A 20,446-nucleotide genomic window follows, 5' to 3' on the forward strand; every position below is an offset into this window, starting at 1 on the left:
GCTTGTACATTTGTTTCAGTTGCAAACTCTGTACCATAACTAGCATTTGTACTTTGAATACTAGCACCAGAAGTTGCCTTGTTATAACCTTGTTGTTTTTTACTCATCTTTCTCACCTCCACAATCAATAATGTAACCAATTCAACTAGAAGCTATCCGTAATTTTCTTTTGAAAAAATTCCGCATATATCTCTTGTTACTCATTCAAACTATAGAAAATGGAGGTGGAAATATGTATATAGGACGCGATATGACTGAACTAACGATGATTTCAAAAAACGAATGGAAAGAAGATGAATTAGCTTATTTTCATCATTCATTACAACAGATTTTGCCCTATTTAAATGCGGAAGGGCAAAGTATTTATAAAGAAATTGTAATAGAGATCGAATCAAGGGGCGGCTTACAAGAAGGTGATGCCAGTTGGACTCATGGAACAAAAATTTCTTACGATTAAAAAAGTGTTCCCAATCTAGGGAACACTTTTTTGTTTATTGCATTGTAATTTTCTCAACACAACTCTCATAAATCGTACGATGCGATTTAGAGAAAGGTAACTGCTCAAATGCTTTTTTCGATACAAGTTTCAATGTATCTGTTTCAACAATATCATCGGTTACTTTTCCGTAAAATACAAATATATCCCAAGTACGATGAGTAAATGTATGTTGTACATTCATTGCGTACTCATCAATAGAAATCGAAAGCTCAAACTTTTCTTTCATATAATCTATAAGCTGTTCTTTCTGACTTCGAATCCCTTCGCCAAGTTCAATATTCGGAAACTCCCACATATTAGCTAATAATCCGCTACTTGGACGTTTATTAATAACGTAACGACCATCTTCAGTTTGAAGTACTCCTGCAACAATAGGTACCATTGTAGGAGCTTTCGCTTTACTTTTTACTGGTAGTTCTTTTTGAACACCTTCAGCATATCCTCTGCAATGCTCACGTACAGGACACAGTAAGCATGATGGATTTTTAGGAATGCAAATCAGTGCACCTAATTCCATCAATCCTTGATTAAAATAAGATGGGTTTTCTACTGAAATAATTTCACGCACAATCTCTTCAAAAACTTTTCGAGTCTTTGGTTTTGCAATATCATCCCATACTGATAAAATGCGAGATAATACACGCATAACATTTCCATCAACTGCCGGCTCTGGTATACCATATGCGATACTTAAAATAGCGCCTTTTGTATATGGTCCGACACCTTTTAACTTTTCAATTTTCTTTACATCACTCGGTACAACCCCGCCGTATACTTCTTTTACCTCTTTTACTGCCGCATGTAAATTACGTGCTCTAGAATAATATCCTAAACCTTCCCATGCTTTTAATACTTCTTCATCATCTGCGTTCGCTAACGCTTCAAGTGTAGGAAACTTCCCCATAAAATTTGCGTAATATGGTTTTACAGCTTCTACTCTTGTTTGCTGTAACATAATCTCAGAAACCCAAACGCGGTATGGATCTTTATTTTTTCTCCATGGTAAGTCGCGCTGCTCCTCTTCAAACCAACCAATTAAATCATTTTGAAACTGCTCTATATTAAAATTTTTTAGTATTTCAAGTGTCAAACTTGATCCCCCTCATTTTTTTGCATATAAGTACTATTATAAAGATTTTAGGAAAAAATTTAAGTAAGATGACATAGGAAATTGAAGGCAAAGGACTTGAGGTATCGAATAAAAAGAGTTACATTAATAAAAAACGGAGGTGGATTTCTATGGACACAGCCACTCACCTTGTTATGGGTATCACTTTAGGTAGCTTAGCAACATTAGATCCAGCCATAGCACAAAGTGATATTGGCCCACAAGCTGTTATGCTTGCTACAATTGCTGGTTCCAACATTCCTGACATTGACACAGTTTTAAAATTGCGTAATAACGCTAAATATATAAGAAATCATCGCGGAGTTACTCATTCCATTCCCGCGGTAATTCTTTGGTCATTCCTTATAAGTGGCATCTCTTTCGCCTTCTTTTCAGACGCTCCATATCTTCATCTACTACTTTGGTCATTTATTGCAGTCTTCCTTCACGTCTTTGTAGATATTTTCAACGCCTATGGTACACAAGCATTACGGCCTTTCACAAAAAAATGGGTCGCACTCGGCGTGATTAATACATTCGATACCGTAATTTTCTTTATCCATATACTTGCAATTGCTTGCATGCTCGTCGGTTCTCATAAAGGATACACTGCCTTAGCAGCATATATATTAATGATTGTTTACTATATCGGACGAATTATGATGCACAGAAATATAAGAAGCGTTGTACACAAACGTTTCAAAAATGTCGAAAAGATTATCATTTCTCCTTCTTACCGATTTTATCATTATCATTTAGCAGTCGTTACAGCTGATTATTACTACGTTGCGAGATGGCACCGTGGTAACATCATGATATATGACAAGTTCGATCGGGTACCGTTCCCAGACAATGATATTATGCGAGCAGCTAAACAAGATGAAAACATCTCGGCCTTCCTATCTTTCTCTCCTGTATATCGCTGGGATATTTTTGATCATGATCATTATTACGAAGTACGATTCATTGATTTACGGTATCGAAGTAAAGATTATTATCCATTTGTCGCGATTGTTCAGCTCGACCATAATTTAAATATTATTAATTCCTATACAGGATGGATTTTTAGTGAAGAAAAACTTCGAAAAAAACTGGAATTACTTCCACATTAAAAAAAGCGACTTAAGTCGCTTTTTTTAATGTTTCAAATGATCTTCTTGATTAATTAAATGGCTATACTTCGGATTGTTTGTACGCATTTCATGAAGGCGTACACCATGATTATTAATCCATGATCGTACCACTTGCTCAGTCATTTCCTCACCGTGATAACGCCCTGATTTTGCATAAGTTGTTTGAAAATCTTCCCAAAGTAATTCAACCCACGCACGAGCTTGTCCGTAAGAGAGCTTGTCATTCTTGTCTAATAATTCTTTCGTTAATGCTTCATAAATATCATTCATGTTCTAATCTCCTTTTACCTATTTATCCCTTCATTTCTAAAGGATAGTTTCTTCTGTTTTGCACATTCTATAAGTGATACTTCTTAAAGAGGTATCAACTGATGAGGAGGAGGGCGTTCGCAATGGGTAAACAAGCCGAATTTTGGTCTGAGTCAAAAAACAACAGCAAAATCGACGGTCAGCCGAAAGCGAAATCACGCTTCGCTTCGAAGCGACCTAACGGCACAATTAACACGCACCCACAAGAACGTATGCGTGCTGCAAATCAGCAGGAAGAGTAATGCAGGTACAACCTAAAAAATTAACTTCCTACACGAGGTGATAAAGATGAGCTACCGTGATCGTTTAGATAGTCGTTCTGAATTATTTAACCATACGTGGACTCGTCCGAAACATGCGAAAGCGCAAGTTAACGGACAGACGCAACAAACCCAGTCTCTCATTATATTGGCCAACGAATGTAAAAAACGCCAATTTTAGAATCTCCTATCTCCTTTAACGCCTACCAAAGATGAAAACCAGAGAGATATTTACTCTCTGGTTTTTATTTTTCTTGCAATAAGGAAATTGGTATCCCAATCTCTTCATTATCATTTTGCTTATAACCCCAAGCAAATACCCCATTGAAGTACGTAATTTTAAATAATACACCAGGTTCTTCTATTAATTCATATGTTTCACCAATATGAAATTTGTTTATATCCGTCATATAAGCGCGAGCCATTGCCATCTTTCGCATTAATACATCGAACTCATTTACAATTCCAAGCTGCTCAGCCTTTATTGCTTGCTCCTTCAAATCTCCAATTTCTTCTCTAAGCTCATGTGGTGTCATTTCACTGTAGCGTTTTGGCATATTCATCTCATTATTCCCCTCATCCCTCTTCACGTTTCATTTGTAAAAATATCTCTATCTCATCGATAGAGAATCCTTTTCGATATAACGCTTGTTTCATCTTGTTTTCAAATGTCCATCCATCATGCTTCTTATATTTCTCATAATATTTATTCCCATGATAGTGTAACGCTTCTTGTTGCTTTTCGTCATCTCTTTCGTCTTTCAATTCTTCCAAACAAATTTGAATTACTTCTCTAGAATATCCTTTTCGAACAAGCATCTCATCTAACTTTAGCTTCATTTGTAAAAAAGAATGCTTTTGATAAGATTTTTTCTTCTTTTCTATGAGAAACAAGGCATTCTCAATTTGCTTTTCCTTCGGATATTCTTGTAAACTATGCATAATAATTAAATCTTGAACACCTTTATTTAACAACTCTCTTTTAATAACAGTTGGACCTTTTCGATTCACATTACTTTGCGTTCGCGTATATAAAACAGCGTACTCTTTATCATTAATATATCGGTCATGTAATAATTTCGAAACGACTTCAGAGATGATGGCCTGTCCCACTTCTTTTTTTCGTAAAAAATCTTCTATTTCTTGTTTTGTTCTCATTTGATAGGATAAATAGGAGATTGCTTGTAAATATGCTTTTTGTACCTCTTCATTGTACAAAATATTTCCTAACTCTATTTCATCAATTTCTAAGCCTTTTTGTAATCCATGTTTCATTAAGATTACTTGATCCACACTAAACCCGTACTCTTCGCCTTGACCTTTATCAATATAAATATTAAATCGTTCTTTCGATCGTTTTTGTACTTCTATTTTTGTAATGACAGCCATACTCTCACCTCACTATTATTTTAACATAGTCGAGGAACATTTTTTCTTTTCAAGAATATATATAATGAGGAGGAAATACTTGTGAAAATCGCAATTTCTGGTGGTACAGGCTTTATCGGTAAATATCTTTCTACTTTTTTTGTTCAAAAAGGATATACTGTTTACATCCTCACACGAAAAAAAACTACTGAAACTTCCGCCCCTAACCTTCAGTATGTTCAATGGACACCAGATTTACAAACCTTCCCCCTCTCTTCTATTGATGTCGTTATTAATCTAGCCGGAGAGTCTATTAATAGTAGATGGACAAAGAAACAAAAGAAAGCCATTTTAAACAGTAGAATTCAAACAACAAAAGGAATCATTAAACAATTACAGGCACTCCATACAAAACCACATACATTTATTAATGCAAGTGCTATTGGATACTACGGAACATCTGAAATAGAGTCTTTTACTGAGCAACAAGAAACTCCTGGAAATGACTTTTTAGCAGAAACAGTATTTTTATGGGAGCAAGAAGCAGCTAAAGCATTTTCTCTCGGAATAAGAACAATTTACACAAGATTTGGCGTTGTATTAGGTGCAGATGGCGGAGCCTTGCCAAAAATGTTACTTCCCTATCAATTCTATATCGGCGGCACCATTGGTTCTGGGAAGCAATGGTTATCATGGATTCATATAGACGATGTCGTTCGTATGATGGATTTCATCATACACAAAAAAGAAATTGATGGCCCTCTTAATATGACAGCACCAACACCTATAAGAATGAAGGAATTTGGAAAGACCATCGCTGCTGCAACGAGAAAACCACATTGGCTGCCTGTCCCTTCATTTATGCTTCACGCCTTATTAGGTGAGATGAGCATACTTGTACTAGAAGGGCAACACGTATTACCTAGTAAAGCAATTAAACATGGATACCAATACACATTTCCGGCAATAGACCATGCATTACAAAATATACTTTCGCATACAATGTAGTACTTCTAAAACACAATTTTACATGGGCCCTTTTAAAACTTTCATTTTCTAGGATCCGAAGCATTACCATACAAATAACCTTTCAGTTACTTTCCCTTAACTTCCATTAGCATTATAAAGTAACAGAAATGAGGTACCTATGAAAATATTGCTCAAACAAGCCATTGTATACCCTATTACATCTCCAAAGTTTCAAGGCGATGTACTCGTTACAGGAGAGCGAATTACCGAGGTCAAACCTTTTATTCAACCTACTCAAGATATGACCGTTATTGATGCACGAGCACTCCATCTCTTACCTGGCTTTATTGATGTCCATACTCACCTTGGTCTCTATGATGAAGGTACTGGTTGGGCTGGAAATGATGCCAATGAAACATCTGAAGTTTCAACACCACATATTCGTTCTTTAGATGGAATCCATCCTCTCGATATCGCCTTTCAAGACGCTGTACAAAATGGAATTACAACCGTTCACGTTATGCCTGGCAGTCAAAATATTATCGGGGGTACTACTTGTGTAATAAAAACAGCTGGAACTTGTATTGATCATATGATTATTCAAGAACCTGCTGGTTTAAAGATTGCCTTTGGAGAAAACCCTAAAAAAGTCCATAGTAATGGAACAAAAGAATCCATAACACGTATGGGGATTATGGGGTTACTTCGGGAATCATTCTATGAAGCACAACACTACGGGCACGAAGCTGATTTTCGAATGCTTCCTATTTTAAAAGCATTACGTCGTGAAATACCCGTACGTATCCACGCTCACAGAGCAGATGATATTAGTTCTGCGCTACGCTTTGCAACGGAATTCAACCTCGATCTACGTATTGAACATTGTACAGAAGGACACTTTCTTGTTGAAGAGCTTTCGAAACACAATTTGAAGGTTTCAGTTGGTCCCACTCTGACACGCCGTTCTAAAATCGAACTAAAAAACAAGACATGGGATACTTACCATATATTATCCAAAAATGGTGTGGAAGTTTCTATAACAACAGACCATCCTTATACACCCATTCAATATTTAAATATTTGTGCTGCTGTCGCAGTAAGAGAAGGGTTAGACGAGAAAACAGCACTAGAAGGAATCACCATATTCCCAGCGCGAAATTTGCGTTTAGAGGATAGAATTGGAAGCATCGAGGTTGGAAAAGACGCCGATCTCGTGTTATGGACTCATCATCCTTTCCATTATTTAGCCAAGCCTGTACTAACTATGATTGATGGAAAAATAATTTACAAAAAAAATAAAAAAAACTAGTTTATTTTTTTGACTAGATAAAGTATTATACGATTATAAACTGAATGAAACCATAATCAATTTGTGTCGTGATTATCATTTTCAAATTGATGAATGGGGAAGGCAAATGGTGCGCCACCAGCGTTAGAAACTGGTTCTAGTGGGTTCGATTCCCACCCCGAAATTTTTTAAAGATTGATATAAAAATTTCGAGGGTGGGGTGTTTTTTCGTCATGCTACCCTCGTGTGAGGAGGAGTTAGTATGTTGAAAAAACGCGACTTACACGACAGCCACGTTCTATACGAGTTAATGGTGGACCCAGCTGTCTTCCCTTTTGTGCGTCAAAAGGCTTATTCTTATGAAGAATATTTATTCTTAACGAAACAAACGATTGAAGCTGAAGAGCGTGGTGAATTAATTTCACGCACAATTTTAGATGAATGGGGTAACCCTATCGGAACAATTACTTTATTTGATGTGCAAGAAAAAGCTGGATTTCTCGGGACATGGCTTGGCAAACCATATCATGGAAAAGGCTATAATAAATTAGCGAAAGATTCATTTTTTAGTGAACTTTTCTATGAATTAGATATTGAAACAATCTTCATGCGTATTCGTAAAATAAATATTCGTTCTATTAAAGCTGCAGAAAAACTGCAATATGTAAATCTAGCAAATGAAACAAGAAAAGCCGTATATGATGAAATTAACGCAAACGAAGAAGTATATAACTTATATGAAATTCCAAAAGATCAATACACACTTGCTACAATGCGAGATACAACCTTCCAAGATGCTCATCAATTAAAAGAAGCATAATCTAAATTTTCTGAAATGATAATCAATCATTAACATTTTTCCATATGCGTATATCCCCTCATGTCTTTGGAAACGATAAATAGTAACTTTAAGACACGAGGTGATTTGTAATGGATAAAAAGAAACGTGATAAAGCAAAAAATACATTATCTAGTACACAAGAAGTTCTCTATCAACGCGAATTTCAAAAAGCAGATCGTGCAGCAGGATATCGCTCGAAAAGCATTTAAAGTGAAAATGAATAATTAGAAGTTTCCCCCCTAATTATTCATTTTCATTACATAATTTTCTCGACTGATAGAAGTAAGCAAAAAGTACCCTTATGCATTAGGGTACTTTTTGCTGTGGACAACTTTATCCACAAAACTGATGGAATTGTTAATAATTTTCGAAAACATTTAATATCTTTCTATATTCAAGCATATATCGACTGTTTTAATTGTGGATATTTTTCTAAAAATTGTGGACAATGTGGATATAGTTGTTAATATTCCGACTTTACTGTTTAATGAAAGCGCAATCCTTTTGTGGATAAGTGGCTAAATTTTCTTTGAAAATAATAAAGAACCCTCTTTATATATACAAAGAGGGTTTCATATTAAGTAAAAGATTGTGCAAGAGCAGGTGATTTAATTGGTATATGGCGCGGTTCTGCATGATTTTCTGCCAAAATTGCATCTACAATATGACCAGCTGGCTCTGGAAGATAGATGCTTTTCATTGCTTCTTTCATTTGAAGAAGCTTCACATCATCTTGTAATAATGCCTCTGTTTTTGCAAAAACCTCACTATCATCGCGAATGACAACTGCTGCTCCTTTTTTTTCAAAGTACATCGCATTTTCATTTTCTTGTCCTGGAACAGGCTTATATAAAATGACAGGTACTTGCAACGCTGCTGCTTCACTTAATGTTATTCCGCCTGGCTTCGTAATCATACAAGAAGTAACACGGAATAATTCATCAATATTTTCAACATACCCAAACACTTTTAATGCATCGGAATTTTGCTTCTGTAAACTTAATAAATCCTGTTTTAAAGCTTCATTTTTTCCACAAACGACAACTACTTGTAAATTGGGCACTGACATAAATGATTGGCATAGTTCTTTTACATTTCCTAATACCCCATGAGCACCTGCTACAATTAGTAAAATCTTTTTATTCTTACATAACTGATATTTATTATATATGATGTCTGAATTTACCTTTAACTCAAAACTACTCCGAATTGGAATTCCTGTTTCAACAATTTGTTCCGCAGGTACACCGATATCAACCATCAATTCTTTCACGTGATCCGTTGCAACAAAATAACGATCTACTTCTCGATGAATCCATATTTTGTGCACGCAAAAATCCGTTAATACGTTATAGACAGGAATTGAAATCCCTGTTTGTTTCTTCAATTCTGGTACCGCGATAATTGGAAATGTATTAATTACAATATCTGGTTTCTCCACCTGTAACAGTGTTTTCAAACGTTTTCTTCCAAAGTTCGCATACCAAGATGCTATTTTCTTATCATAAATTTTTTCTACCCCGTAATAAAACAAACGATATAATTCTTTTCCTATTGTATAACTTTTTAAATATAGATATTTTGTAATGTCAGTTATAAATGGATGTGATTCTCCAAACAAGTCGCATACAATAACATCTTCAATTCCTTTTTGGCGAAATGTTTGTTCTAATGTTTTTGCTACTTGCACATGACCATTACCGTAATGTGCAGTTAATATTAAAACCTTGGGGTTTTTTATCAAACAAATCCACTCCTAGCTTTTTGTTTCTCCATATTGCATATACGACAATAGGAAAAACATTTTCCTTAAAAATTACATAAACAGATTCTAATAATTCCCTTTTCAGCTATGTACCTGTCGTGGATATGCAAAGCATATAAGATTGACCCCTTAATCCTATCTGTGCTCATATCTTTACATTATACTTTCCTATAAGAGCTTTCGCAATAACTTACAAATGTTCTCTATTCCATGATACTCACTCTTTTACTTCTTAATTCTTTTTACTATTTTGATTTCCCTTTACAATTATGTAAATTTCTCCACTTATTCCGTACAAAATTATGGATATTCTACTTTCAGTATACTCTTTTATCAATATATACTCTAGATTTTATTGTAAAGAAAGCAAAAAGCCTAATCCAATATTTGGATTAGACCGCTTGTAAAATATGTTTAGCATGTTCTACATTTTTCTCAGTAGGTGGTTCTACATTTGCGAGTGGGTACTTGTGTCCAAGCGCCTCCCATTTATATACACCAAGCTTATGATATGGTAACACTTCAACTTTTTGAACATTAGACAGACTTTGAATAAAGCTAGATAGTTTTTGTAGATCCTCTTCATTATCCGTAACACCGGGAACTAATACGTGTCGTACCCAAATCGGTTTATTCTTATCCGATAAATAACGAGCAAATTGTAAAATATGTTCATTTGGTTTCCCTGTTAATTTACGATGCTTTTTGGAATCAATATGTTTCAAATCCAATAAAACTAAATCTGTATAATCCATTAAAATATCTAGCTTATTTTGGAATTCTGGTTCCTCAGAATAACAACCACCAGAAGAGTCGATTGTTGTATGGATACCAGCCTCTTTACACTTTTTAAACAACTCAATTAAAAAGTCTAGCTGTAATAATGGTTCTCCACCGCTAACTGTTATACCGCCTCCGGAGGCTTCAATAAATGGAAGGTAACATGTCACATCCTGCATCACTTCTTCAACTGTTATTTCTTTACCTTTACCGATTTCCCACGTATCCGCATTATGACAATATTGACAACGTAATAAACACCCTTGTGTAAATATGACATAACGAATCCCTGGGCCATCAACAGTACCACAAGACTCTACAGAATGTATTCTTCCTTTTACCATGTTACTTCCTCCTTTATTGAAACAGCCTCCCTTCGCTATATATTAAAAGCGAAGGGCTACTTTTTTCATTTACATGCTTTCATGCATTGTACGGTTAATTACATCAATTTGTTGTTCACGAGTTAATTTAATAAAGTTTACAGCGTAACCAGATACGCGAATTGTTAATTGTGGATATTTCTCAGGATGTTCCATTGCATCCATTAATGTTTCACGATTAAATACGTTAATATTTAAGTGATGGCCTTCTTTTACTGCATAGCCATCAAGCATAGATACTAAGTTACGTACTTGTACATCATCTTCTTTACCAAGTGCTTTTGGAATGATAGAGAATGTATTAGAAATACCATCTTGTGCATCTTCATATGGTAATTTAGCTACAGATAATAATGAAGCTAATGCACCTTTTGTATCACGTCCATGCATTGGATTTGCACCTGGTGCAAATGGTTCTCCAGTACGGCGTCCATCTGGAGTATTACCTGTTTTCTTACCGTATACAACGTTAGATGTAATAGTTAAAATTGACATTGTATGAACGGAATTACGATATGTTTTATGTTTACGAAGTTTATTCATAAATGTTTTCACGAGATTTACAGCGATCTCATCTACACGATCATCATTGTTACCGTATTTAGGGAAGTCTCCTTCAATTTCGAAGTCCACCGCAATACCATTTTCATCACGGATTGGTTTTACTTGTGCGTATTTAATTGCACTTAATGAGTCTGCTACTACAGATAGACCCGCGATACCTGTTGCCATTGTACGAAGAACATTTGTATCATGAAGTGCCATTTCAATACGTTCATAGCTATATTTATCATGCATGTAATGGATAACATTTAATGTATTTAAATATAGACCCGCTAACCATTCCATTGTCATATCAAACTTATGCATAACTTCTTCATAATTTAATACTTCAGAAGTAATTGGTGCGTACTCAGGACCAACTTGTGCTTTTGATTTTTCATCTTTACCACCGTTAATCGCATATAATAATGCTTTCGCTAAGTTTGCACGAGCTCCAAAGAACTGCATTTGTTTACCGATTCTCATTGCAGATACACAACAAGCAATTCCGTAATCATCGCCGTAATCAGCACGCATAATGTCATCATTTTCATATTGAATTGCTGATGTTTTGATGGACATTTTCGCACAGTAGTTTTTAAAGTTCTCTGGTAATTGTTTAGACCAAAGAACTGTTAAATTCGGTTCTGGAGCTGGTCCTAAATTATCTAATGTATGCAAGAAACGGAATGAGTTCTTTGTTACTAATGGACGACCATCTAATGCCATACCACCGATAGATTCAGTTACCCAAGTTGGGTCACCAGAGAATAATTCATTATAATCAGGTGTTCTTGCGAATTTCACAAGACGTAATTTCATAATGAAGTGATCTACAATTTCTTGTACTTCTTCTTCTGTTAAAGTACCATTTGCTAAATCTCTTTCAATGTAAATATCTAAGAATGTAGAAGTACGTCCAAGACTCATTGCAGCTCCGTTTTGCTCTTTAATCGCTGCAAGATATGCGAAGTATAACCACTGGAATGCTTCTTTTGCATTTGTTGCTGGTTTAGAAATATCGAAACCATGAGAAGCAGCCATTTGTTTTAGTTCTTGAAGTGCACGCATTTGCTCAGATAACTCTTCGCGTAAACGCATTGTATCTTCGCTCATTACACCACCAGTTAAATTCAAATCAGCTTTTTTCGCTTCAATTAAATGATCAATACCATATAATGCTACGCGTCGATAGTCACCGATAATGCGTCCACGACCGTATGCATCTGGAAGACCAGTAATAACACCTGATTTACGTGCATTTCTCATTTCTGGTGTATAAGCATCAAATACACCTTGGTTATGAGTTTTTCTCCAATCTCTAAAAATACGACTAAGTTCTTTATCCATTTCGTATCCATAAGATTCACAAGCTTGTTCTGCCATACGAATACCACCATATGGTTGTAAAGAACGTTTGAATGGTTTATCAGTCTGGAAACCGACTACTTTTTCAATATCTTTATTTAAGTATCCTGGGTCATGTGATGTAATAGAAGAAACAATTTTTGTATCCATATCAAGAACGCCACCGTTTTCACGTTCTTTTGTTGTTAAATCCATTACTTGATCCCAAAGTTGTTTCGTTGCTTCAGTTGCTTCTGCTAAGAAAGATTCGTCTCCTTCGAAAACGTTTACATTATTTAAAATGAAATCGCGAACATCAATCTCTGCTTTCCATTTTTCACCTTTAAAGTTTTCCCATGCGTTTTTAACATTTTCTAATACTTGAGTCATCCTAATCTCCTCCATTTTTGATTAGTACAGGACTAAGATTTTTTATATAACAGCTTACACACTTAGAATACTACTTTTTTACGAAAGTGAACGAATTAGTTGTGACATGTTTGTGAAATGTTGAGCAAACTACTATATATATAGTGTTAACTTCATTTAAAAGTCTTTAAAATTAACCCTTTCCTTAATTGTATTTTTTTGGTATCCTTATATACGAGTCCTATTTTGTAATATAAGAACAATACCCATTGTAGAGCTGTAATACTCTTATCTCCTAATCTGTTATAGTTTTTATAACAGAACAAAAAAGTGTACACATGTTGTACACTTTTTTTGTTACTTCTATAAAACATCTCTTTTTCTATTGCCATCATAGAATCCGCCACGATTGTCTGTTAATGCAATTATTTGCTCTAGTCCTTCTATATGATCACCTATAATTCGAAGTACAGCTGGAGGATGACCTATTTTTGCAAAATGTTCACTGGGACGAATACGGTTCATCTTATCAACCTCAACACGACATACACATGCAATTTCAAATCCAGAAAGAAGAGCCTTCACTTGTGCTACACAAGGTGACAATAAAGATTTATATCCAATTGCTTTCAAACACTTGTGGCTAAATGCATTAGGTACCGCAATAAGTGAGCCTACCCCTAAATCCTTTCTATCACAAGCTAAATTTAGTGCATACTTAAATGCAGTTACAAGATGAAGTGGTACTCTTAAATCTAAATAATGATTTAAATCATTTAATGCGACGTCCTTTCCATCTGCTATAGCTTTTGTAAAAGGATATAACTCACTAGCTGGAATAACAAAATCACCATCTATAAATAACACAATTTCTCCTTTTGCAAAATAAGTTCCAAGTGAACGCCCTACATCGTTTCCAAGGGCTTCTTTATATACAATTGTTGTTGCGCCTTTGTCTTTTGCAATCGTTGCTGTTTTATCTGACGAACCATTTACGACTACGATGATTTCAAAAGGTTCAATTTTACGAAGCTCTTCTATAACGTTTCCAATTGTTTTCTCTTCATTTTGTACAGGAATAACAACCGATAGTTGCTTTCCTTTATACAAATTGGATGTAACGCCCCAGCCTTGATAAAAATCTTCAAAACTTAAAGTATGATAGACGCTATTCCTTTTCCTATTTCCATCATAATATCCTCCGCGTGTATCACTACTTACTATTCGTTCTGCAACTGCTTCTATATGATCACCTATCATTCGTTTTTCAGATTGAGAAAGGCTCGTGCCATATGCAGCATGTTCAATCGGTCGAAATTTATTTGGCGTGATAACATCAATAGCACAATGACGGCTAATTCTCCATTTACTTTGTGCTATACGTAAATGAGCTACAATAGGATTAACTAAACATTCATATCCAATACTTTGGACGACTTCTTTCGTCAACGCATGAGGTACAGATAATAAAGAATCTATTTTTAATTCTTCGCGCTCTAACATTGCATTTAATATTTGGCGCCATACTGTAATAGAATGTGGTTTTTGATTCTTTAAAAATAATGCGTCCAAATTATTTAAAACGATGTCAGTCTGATCATGTAAAATTGGATTAAGAAATAATTGTAATTTTGAAGTTGGAATAGCAAAGTCCCCATCTATAAATAGTAATACATCACCTATTGCATGTTTTGCGCCAACTGCACGCCCAACATCGTTTCCTAATAGTTCTTTATGCCTAATTATTTTACATCCTAACCGATCAGCAACCTCTTCTGTACCATCGTTACAACCATTTGCTATTACAATAATCTCTACTGGATTTAACGGTTTTACCGATTGAATAACGTCTGAAATCGTATCTACTTCATTACTTGCAGGAATAATAACTGATAGCGACTTAGCCATTGTTTTCTTCACGAAACCATTTAATAGTTTCTTTCAATCCTTGTTCCCACGTTACTGTCGCTTGAAATTGAACAAGTTCTCTTAACTTCGTTACGTTCGGCCTTCTATTTGGAATTTCTTCAAAGCCATGTGGATATACTTCCTCAAAAGGAACTTGTACAATTTTCGAAGAAGATTTCGTTAGTTTTTTAATTGTTTCTGCTACTTCTTTTATACTCTGTTCATTCTCAGAACCTATATTAATAATCTCACCATTTACCTTCTCATCCATTGCCCGAATTGTTGCTTCTACCGCATCACTCACATACGTAAAGCAACGTGTCTGCTTTCCATCTCCATATACGAGAATGTCTTCTCCTTGCAAAGCTGCACGGATAAATCGTGGGATTACCCCTGCATATGGACCATCTTTCGCTCTTGGACCATAAATATTAAAATAACGAACAATCGTTACAGGTAAGCCTTCTAATGCGTATCCTAAACATAATGTTTCTTCTAACGTTTTACAAACTGCATAACTCCAACGAATTTTAGAAGTTGCCCCGTACAATCGATCTCCTTCTTCAGAGAAAGGCGGTTTGCCTTTACCATATACTTCTGAAGTAGATGCAAAAACTACTTTCTTCTTTCCTTTTAATGCTGCTTGTAAAATGTTTCTCGTTCCATCAAAATTCGTTTCAATGAGCTCTATACTTTTTTCCATTGTCGTTTTAACACCTAAAATTGCTGCTAAATGAAACACTACATCATGTTGATTTACTAATTCATAAATAGAGTTTTTGTCTAAAACACTTATTGGAATAACCCGAATCTCTTTCATTAGCTCATTATGATACTTATTTTTCCCTTTATAGAAGTTATCCACAATCGTGACTTCATAACCCCTTCTCACCAACTCTTCAGCTAAATGAGATCCAATAAATCCGGCCCCACCTGTAATTAAACATTTCTTACTCATACACTCACCTTCTTTATAATTCCCCGTGTATCTATTACTCGGTTCATTCCTTTAAAAAGCTTCCAATCGATATTAGAGTGGTCAGTTAAAATTAAAATACAACCTGCCTCTTTAAATGTTTGTTCATCCAAAGCAACAGATTGATACACCTTATCTCCAATTTCCGCGGAAGAAATATATGAATCATGGTATTTTATCTCGTATCCTTCTTTTATTAGTAATTGAATAATTGGCAAAGCCGGTGATTCTCTCAAATCATTTACATCTTTCTTATATGCGATTCCTACAATTAAAACTAGTCCGGGTGATTGTACCATGCCCTTTACTTTCCGGACTATTTTCTCTGGCATTTCTTCATTAATTACATGTGCCGCCTCAATTAATTGACTAATTGCCCCATTCTTTTTTATTCTCCATTGAAAATATAAAGGGTCTACGGGAATACAGTGCCCCCCTATCCCTGGTCCTGGCCAATACGGAGTAAATCCAAACGGTTTTGTAGATGCCGCTTCAATGGCCTCATAAAAATCAATCCCTAAACTTTCACATAATGTGTTTAACTCATTTACTAAAGAGATGTTAACTAAGCGCTGAATATTTTCAAATAGCTTACACATCTCTGCTACTTTCGGTGAACTAACAGGTACAACTACGTCAAAAATGGTACTATATAAATCCTGTACTTTTTGTTTACACTTTTCTGTTTGTCCACTAATAACTTTTGGAATAGATTGAACTGAATATTGGCTATTTGCTGGATCAATTCTCTCAGGAGAATATCCGATATAGAAATCTTCTCCTACCTTTTGGCCAGCTTGAGAAATAATAGGAATAATAACTTCCTCAAGTGTGCCTGGATATGTGGAACTTTCAAAAATGAAGGTTTGTCCTTTTTGGAGATTTTGTTGTATATAATGCGAAGCTGAAATGAGGGCACTTAAATCTGGTTCTCTTCGTTCATTAATTGGAGTTGGAACAGTAACAATAACATAATCATTATTTTGGAAATCAGTAATACCTTTATCTGGTGTATTTACTATTAATTTATTTTTAGTCAATAAACTTTGCAACACTTTAGAAGAAACATCTGGAATATAACTTTCTCCTTTTTTAATCGATTCTATTTTTCTAGTATCTTTATCTAATCCAAGTACGGTATGTCCTCTTTCTGCAAAATGGACTGCTAAAGGAAGACCAACATACCCTAATCCAATAATAGCTACTTTACTACTAGCATTCATCTGTATTCTTTTCTTCCTTTCTCAATTGTTGAATAGTGTCTCTATCGCGATCTCCATCTCTAAAACTCCCACGTTCGTCTGTATATTGTAATAGATAAGCAATCGCCTCAAGTTGATCACCGAAAATACGGTCAAATGCCGGAATACGTCCATTTACAAATCCATGTTGCTCCGGGCGTACCCGATTGGTTTTTATAACATCTACAAATTCTACTGCTGTAATAGAAAAAACCTCCAAAATAGCTTTCATTTGAGCTAATGGCGGAATAACAAGCGAGTCATATCCTATTTTCTCTATTACCCTTTTATGCATAGCATGTGGTACTGCCGTTAATGAGTTATTCCATAAATCCGGTCTTTTCGCTACTAAATTCACAAAATATTTCCCCATACTAATTGGATCTGCAGGATGAAACATATCTAATAAGCATTGTAAATCATTTAAAACCACGTCACTTCCATCTTCAACAGCTTGCAAAAATGGAGTGAGTTTTTTTGCTGGAATAACAAAATCACCATCAACGAATAAACAAATATCTGCCGTAGCATGCATGGCACCTATCGCTCGTGCTACATTATGTCCAAGCGCCTCCCCGAATTCAACAACAATAACATTCTCTAGCTTTGCCTGTTTAACAGTCTCAAAATCTGCTCCATTCGCGACAACAATAATTTCATCTACCCCTGCTTTTTTCACTTCTTGTATAACAGATCTTATCGTCATTTTTTCTTCTGACACTGGTATAATCGCACTATATTTCGCTTTTTCCTTCTTTAATACAACTGGTTTATAGTTCCCTATAAACTCCCTATCCCTGTTTCCCTCCGAAAAACCGCCGCGTTTACCATATGTTTCGATTACATATTGCAAAGCACGTAAATGATCACCCATAATACGGCTAGTCGCTTTCGGATAAGGAGAACCAGGTGATGTTCCTGTATGCACAGGACGAACCTTATTTGTGTGAATTACATCGACCGAAGCCGTATCAACAATATCTACTCCTCTAGACATCGCTATCGCTTGAAATAGTGCTGGATCTGCTAAATTCCACCAACCAAATTTCTGAATAACTTCCCTACTCATTGCGTGTGGAATTGCGATTAAAGATCCAACAACAAGCTCTTTTTTATTCAAATAGCGATTCAACATGAACTTTCCAACTGTCGTATAATGTGGTCTCATCTTTAAATAAACCGACCATGTTAAATTATTCACAACAATTTGATGCCCTTGTCGAATTCCTTTCACGAAACGTTGTAACTCTTTACTATCAATAACAATATCACCATCTAAAAACAAAACAATTTCACCTTTTGCTTCTCTAGCTCCAATAGCCCGTCCAACATCATTGCCAAGAGAATGTTTATAATAAATCACGTGACAATGATGTTGTAACGCTATGTCTTTCGTTCCATCTGTCGAGCCATTATCTACTACAATAATTTCGTAAGGCTTGAGCTTCTCCACTTCTACTAAAACTTGTGATAAAGTACTCGCTTCATTGTGCGCTGGAATAACAACTGATACTCTCATACTTGTATCACGCTTACCCTTCCAAACGAACATAAGCAATAATAGGAGTACGCACAATTACATCTTCCGGTGGTCCATAAGAAGGAGAAGTACGAACACTTACCGCCCCATCTGTCACAGATAAAAGAATGCCTGTAACAATTTCTACAGCTGTCACAACTTGCACTAATTCACCAACATGGTTACGTAATTCATCAGTAAATAACATATATAACTCTCCTTTCTTACACTTCTTTAATTGATATAATGCTTGTAAATGGTAATAAAACTTCAGTTCCTATTCCTTCTTGCAATGTTAAGAAATCATCACCGACTGCTACAATAACGCCTGTTAATTGTCCAACAGTCACCGTAATTTCTACGTTTTTACCTAAATACTGCTTTGCAATTTCTTTAAAAGGTGATGTATTGCATTCTTTTAAAATGTTACAAATAATAGATTGAAATTGACTTGATTTTATAAATTCTTCCGTAGCTTGCTTAGAGTTTCTTTGAATGAACCTTGCAAAGTTTTGCGAAAATAAAAGTCGTTCCACAGCGGGCAATAATTTATCATCTAAAAAATAGCCTAATTGTCTATTAAACAATCTTGATAATTTATGCCAATATTTTCTGAACAGACACATACACTTCTCCTCCTATTATTTTTAGATTATAAAATTTTACATCCATACATCTTAATGTATACAAAATAGATATTTTTGTGATAGGTAAGGCATACATTTTCTAAAAGAAATATTTGTTTCAGGGCAAAAAAAAACTATCCAAAAGGATAGTTTTTTACACTTCAATATTTCGCAACATCGTATAAATGTCATTATTCACTTTACCAAATGATTTAATGTTATTTTGAATGTTAGATAATAAAACAACATACACACTACCATTTTTACTAAATCCATTTAAACAATTCCAACCTGGCATTACACCGTGATTCGAATAGCTTCCTGGGTCTACGTACCAGCCAAATCCGTAATCCTTTTTCACAGCTGTAAACATTTGATCGTAACTCGCTTTTGAAATTAACTTTCCAGAGTATAACGCTTCGTTAAATAAATATAAATCATGTGCACTCGTATATATATCACCACAACCATATAGTTGCGACATGCTCGGAATATTAGGTGTTGTCATATTATTATTTACTATTTTATAACCCGTTGATGGGAATCTTGTTTGTTCTAACGCTGTGCCAAAACCAGAATGTTTCATACCGGCAGTAGCAAAAATATGTTGTTTAATATATTCTTCAAGCGACTGTCCACTTACCTTCTCGGCAATGTATGCAAGTATAGAGTAGTTCGAATCGGAATACTTCCACTTCTCTCCTGGACCACCAATACGCTTTTGATTTCCTATCCTTTTGATCAGTTCTTCATGAGAAATATCTTCTTTTCCTTGCTCATATTCTGGAATCCCTGATGTATGTGTTAATAGATGTTTTAGCTGAATACTATTACCTTGTGGAAAATCTGGAATATACTTTGCAACAGTATCTTCTACTTGTAATTTATTTTGATCTTTCAATTGCATAATAGCAGTTGCTACAAACGCCTTTGAAATAGAACCAATATAAAAAGTCGTCTCTGAATTATTCGGTACTTGCTGCTCTTTATTTGCCATACCGTACCCTTTATTCAGAAGAACTTTTCCGTTCTTCACAATAACAGCTGTCCCGCTAAATCCTGTGTTTTGTAAATACTGGTCCAATTGAGCGTTTTCATTAATTTCTTGAGGTGGCCCTTCAGCAGGCTGTTCCGCAGCTTGCGCTTGCTTCACTTGTTCTTCCTGCTCTTTTTGTTTTTGCTTCTGTACTTCTTGTTTCTTTTTTTCTTCTTTC

Annotated in this window: 24 protein-coding genes; 8 read left to right on the forward strand and 16 right to left on the reverse strand. The window is 35.2% G+C overall.

Features of this window, described 5'->3' with window-relative positions; all coding sequences use genetic code 11:
* The coding region (locus MR170_RS24385; protein ID WP_346749472.1) for a gamma-type small acid-soluble spore protein at positions 1–122 on the reverse strand (122 nt) is incomplete at its 3' end.
* Between the two features lie 110 nt (positions 123–232).
* Between MR170_RS24385 and MR170_RS24390 the strand changes: the two genes are divergently transcribed.
* Positions 233–457 (forward strand): hypothetical protein, encoded by a 225-nt coding sequence (locus MR170_RS24390; RefSeq protein WP_000275431.1) that lies wholly within the window; start codon positions 233–235, stop codon positions 455–457.
* Positions 458–491: 34 nt separating this feature from the next.
* On the opposite strand, the gene mutY is transcribed toward MR170_RS24390, so the two are convergent.
* Positions 492–1,589, reverse strand: coding sequence for an A/G-specific adenine glycosylase (mutY, locus tag MR170_RS24395; RefSeq protein ID WP_043935362.1), 1,098 nt, complete (start codon positions 1,587–1,589; stop codon positions 492–494).
* A 149-nt stretch (positions 1,590–1,738) separates the two neighbouring features.
* Between mutY and MR170_RS24400 the strand changes: the two genes are divergently transcribed.
* A complete protein-coding gene (locus MR170_RS24400) occupies positions 1,739–2,719 on the forward strand; it encodes a metal-dependent hydrolase (protein ID WP_016083622.1) in 981 nt (326 codons plus the stop codon).
* Positions 2,720–2,743: 24 nt separating this feature from the next.
* Here the strand turns inward: MR170_RS24400 and MR170_RS24405 are convergent, their stop codons facing one another.
* Positions 2,744–3,010, reverse strand: coding sequence for a YfhJ family protein (locus MR170_RS24405; RefSeq protein ID WP_016083623.1), 267 nt, complete (start codon positions 3,008–3,010; stop codon positions 2,744–2,746).
* 122 nt (positions 3,011–3,132) lie between these two features.
* Between MR170_RS24405 and MR170_RS24410 the strand changes: the two genes are divergently transcribed.
* Both MR170_RS24410 and MR170_RS24415 read left to right on the forward strand, forming a co-directional pair.
* On the forward strand, positions 3,133–3,291 hold the full coding sequence (locus MR170_RS24410; RefSeq protein WP_000517891.1) for a small, acid-soluble spore protein K: 159 nt from the start codon (positions 3,133–3,135) through the stop codon (positions 3,289–3,291).
* Positions 3,292–3,337: 46 nt separating this feature from the next.
* Positions 3,338–3,490, forward strand: coding sequence for a YpzG family protein (locus MR170_RS24415; RefSeq protein ID WP_000122093.1), 153 nt, complete (start codon positions 3,338–3,340; stop codon positions 3,488–3,490).
* Between the two features lie 64 nt (positions 3,491–3,554).
* Here MR170_RS24415 and MR170_RS24420 read toward each other — a convergent pair whose 3' ends face one another.
* Together MR170_RS24420 and recX are read right to left on the reverse strand one after the other, a co-directional pair.
* On the reverse strand, positions 3,555–3,872 hold the full coding sequence (locus MR170_RS24420; RefSeq protein WP_016083624.1) for a YfhH family protein: 318 nt from the start codon (positions 3,870–3,872) through the stop codon (positions 3,555–3,557).
* 13 nt (positions 3,873–3,885) lie between these two features.
* Complete coding sequence (gene recX / locus MR170_RS24425; RefSeq protein WP_016083625.1) at positions 3,886–4,698, reverse strand: recombination regulator RecX; 813 nt, start codon at positions 4,696–4,698, stop codon at positions 3,886–3,888.
* 81 nt (positions 4,699–4,779) lie between these two features.
* Between recX and MR170_RS24430 the strand changes: the two genes are divergently transcribed.
* From MR170_RS24430 to MR170_RS24445, 4 genes are all read left to right on the forward strand, one after another.
* A complete protein-coding gene (locus MR170_RS24430) occupies positions 4,780–5,685 on the forward strand; it encodes a TIGR01777 family oxidoreductase (protein ID WP_242309647.1) in 906 nt (301 codons plus the stop codon).
* Positions 5,686–5,824: 139 nt separating this feature from the next.
* A complete protein-coding gene (locus tag MR170_RS24435) occupies positions 5,825–6,955 on the forward strand; it encodes an amidohydrolase (RefSeq protein ID WP_000698297.1) in 1,131 nt (376 codons plus the stop codon).
* Between the two features lie 241 nt (positions 6,956–7,196).
* Entirely contained in the window at positions 7,197–7,754 is a 558-nt protein-coding gene (locus MR170_RS24440) for a GNAT family N-acetyltransferase (protein WP_000914737.1), read from the forward strand.
* 110 nt (positions 7,755–7,864) lie between these two features.
* Complete coding sequence (locus MR170_RS24445; protein WP_000358482.1) at positions 7,865–7,984, forward strand: YfhE family protein; 120 nt, start codon at positions 7,865–7,867, stop codon at positions 7,982–7,984.
* A 368-nt stretch (positions 7,985–8,352) separates the two neighbouring features.
* Here MR170_RS24445 and MR170_RS24450 read toward each other — a convergent pair whose 3' ends face one another.
* From MR170_RS24450 to MR170_RS24500, 11 genes are all read right to left on the reverse strand, one after another.
* Entirely contained in the window at positions 8,353–9,519 is a 1,167-nt protein-coding gene (locus tag MR170_RS24450) for a diglucosyl diacylglycerol synthase (protein ID WP_016083627.1), read from the reverse strand.
* Between the two features lie 413 nt (positions 9,520–9,932).
* Positions 9,933–10,664, reverse strand: a complete 732-nt coding sequence (gene pflA, locus MR170_RS24455; RefSeq protein ID WP_000238466.1) for a pyruvate formate-lyase-activating protein — start codon at positions 10,662–10,664, stop codon at positions 9,933–9,935.
* A gap of 69 nt (positions 10,665–10,733) precedes the next feature.
* A complete protein-coding gene (pflB, locus tag MR170_RS24460; RefSeq protein ID WP_043935360.1) occupies positions 10,734–12,983 on the reverse strand; it encodes a formate C-acetyltransferase in 2,250 nt (749 codons plus the stop codon).
* Between the two features lie 152 nt (positions 12,984–13,135).
* Positions 13,136–13,357, reverse strand: coding sequence for a hypothetical protein (locus MR170_RS24465; protein ID WP_002094217.1), 222 nt, complete (start codon positions 13,355–13,357; stop codon positions 13,136–13,138).
* Complete coding sequence (locus tag MR170_RS24470) at positions 13,326–14,870, reverse strand: glycosyltransferase family 2 protein (protein WP_043935359.1); 1,545 nt, start codon at positions 14,868–14,870, stop codon at positions 13,326–13,328. Before MR170_RS24470 ends, MR170_RS24465 begins: the two co-directional genes overlap by 32 nt.
* The gene (locus MR170_RS24475; protein ID WP_048563989.1) at positions 14,863–15,828 is read right to left on the reverse strand and encodes an NAD-dependent epimerase/dehydratase family protein; all 966 of its coding nucleotides are present in this window, start codon (positions 15,826–15,828) and stop codon (positions 14,863–14,865) included. Before MR170_RS24475 ends, MR170_RS24470 begins: the two co-directional genes overlap by 8 nt.
* Complete coding sequence (locus MR170_RS24480; protein WP_016083630.1) at positions 15,825–17,069, reverse strand: nucleotide sugar dehydrogenase; 1,245 nt, start codon at positions 17,067–17,069, stop codon at positions 15,825–15,827. The genes MR170_RS24475 and MR170_RS24480 overlap by 4 nt, the downstream gene beginning before the upstream one ends.
* Positions 17,059–18,606 (reverse strand): glycosyltransferase family 2 protein, encoded by a 1,548-nt coding sequence (locus tag MR170_RS24485; protein ID WP_242309649.1) that lies wholly within the window; start codon positions 18,604–18,606, stop codon positions 17,059–17,061. Before MR170_RS24485 ends, MR170_RS24480 begins: the two co-directional genes overlap by 11 nt.
* 13 nt (positions 18,607–18,619) lie before the next feature.
* Positions 18,620–18,814 (reverse strand): LSm family protein, encoded by a 195-nt coding sequence (locus MR170_RS24490; RefSeq protein WP_000899476.1) that lies wholly within the window; start codon positions 18,812–18,814, stop codon positions 18,620–18,622.
* A 16-nt stretch (positions 18,815–18,830) separates the two neighbouring features.
* Entirely contained in the window at positions 18,831–19,232 is a 402-nt protein-coding gene (locus MR170_RS24495) for an LSm family protein (RefSeq protein ID WP_000335538.1), read from the reverse strand.
* A 154-nt stretch (positions 19,233–19,386) separates the two neighbouring features.
* A partial coding sequence (locus MR170_RS24500; RefSeq protein ID WP_242309651.1) for a serine hydrolase domain-containing protein occupies positions 19,387–20,446 on the reverse strand: 1,060 nt, incomplete at its 5' end.

The organism is Bacillus cereus group sp. BfR-BA-01524, assembly GCF_022662595.1.
GTDB classification, from domain to species: Bacteria; Bacillota; Bacilli; order Bacillales; family Bacillaceae_G; genus Bacillus_A; species Bacillus_A thuringiensis_S.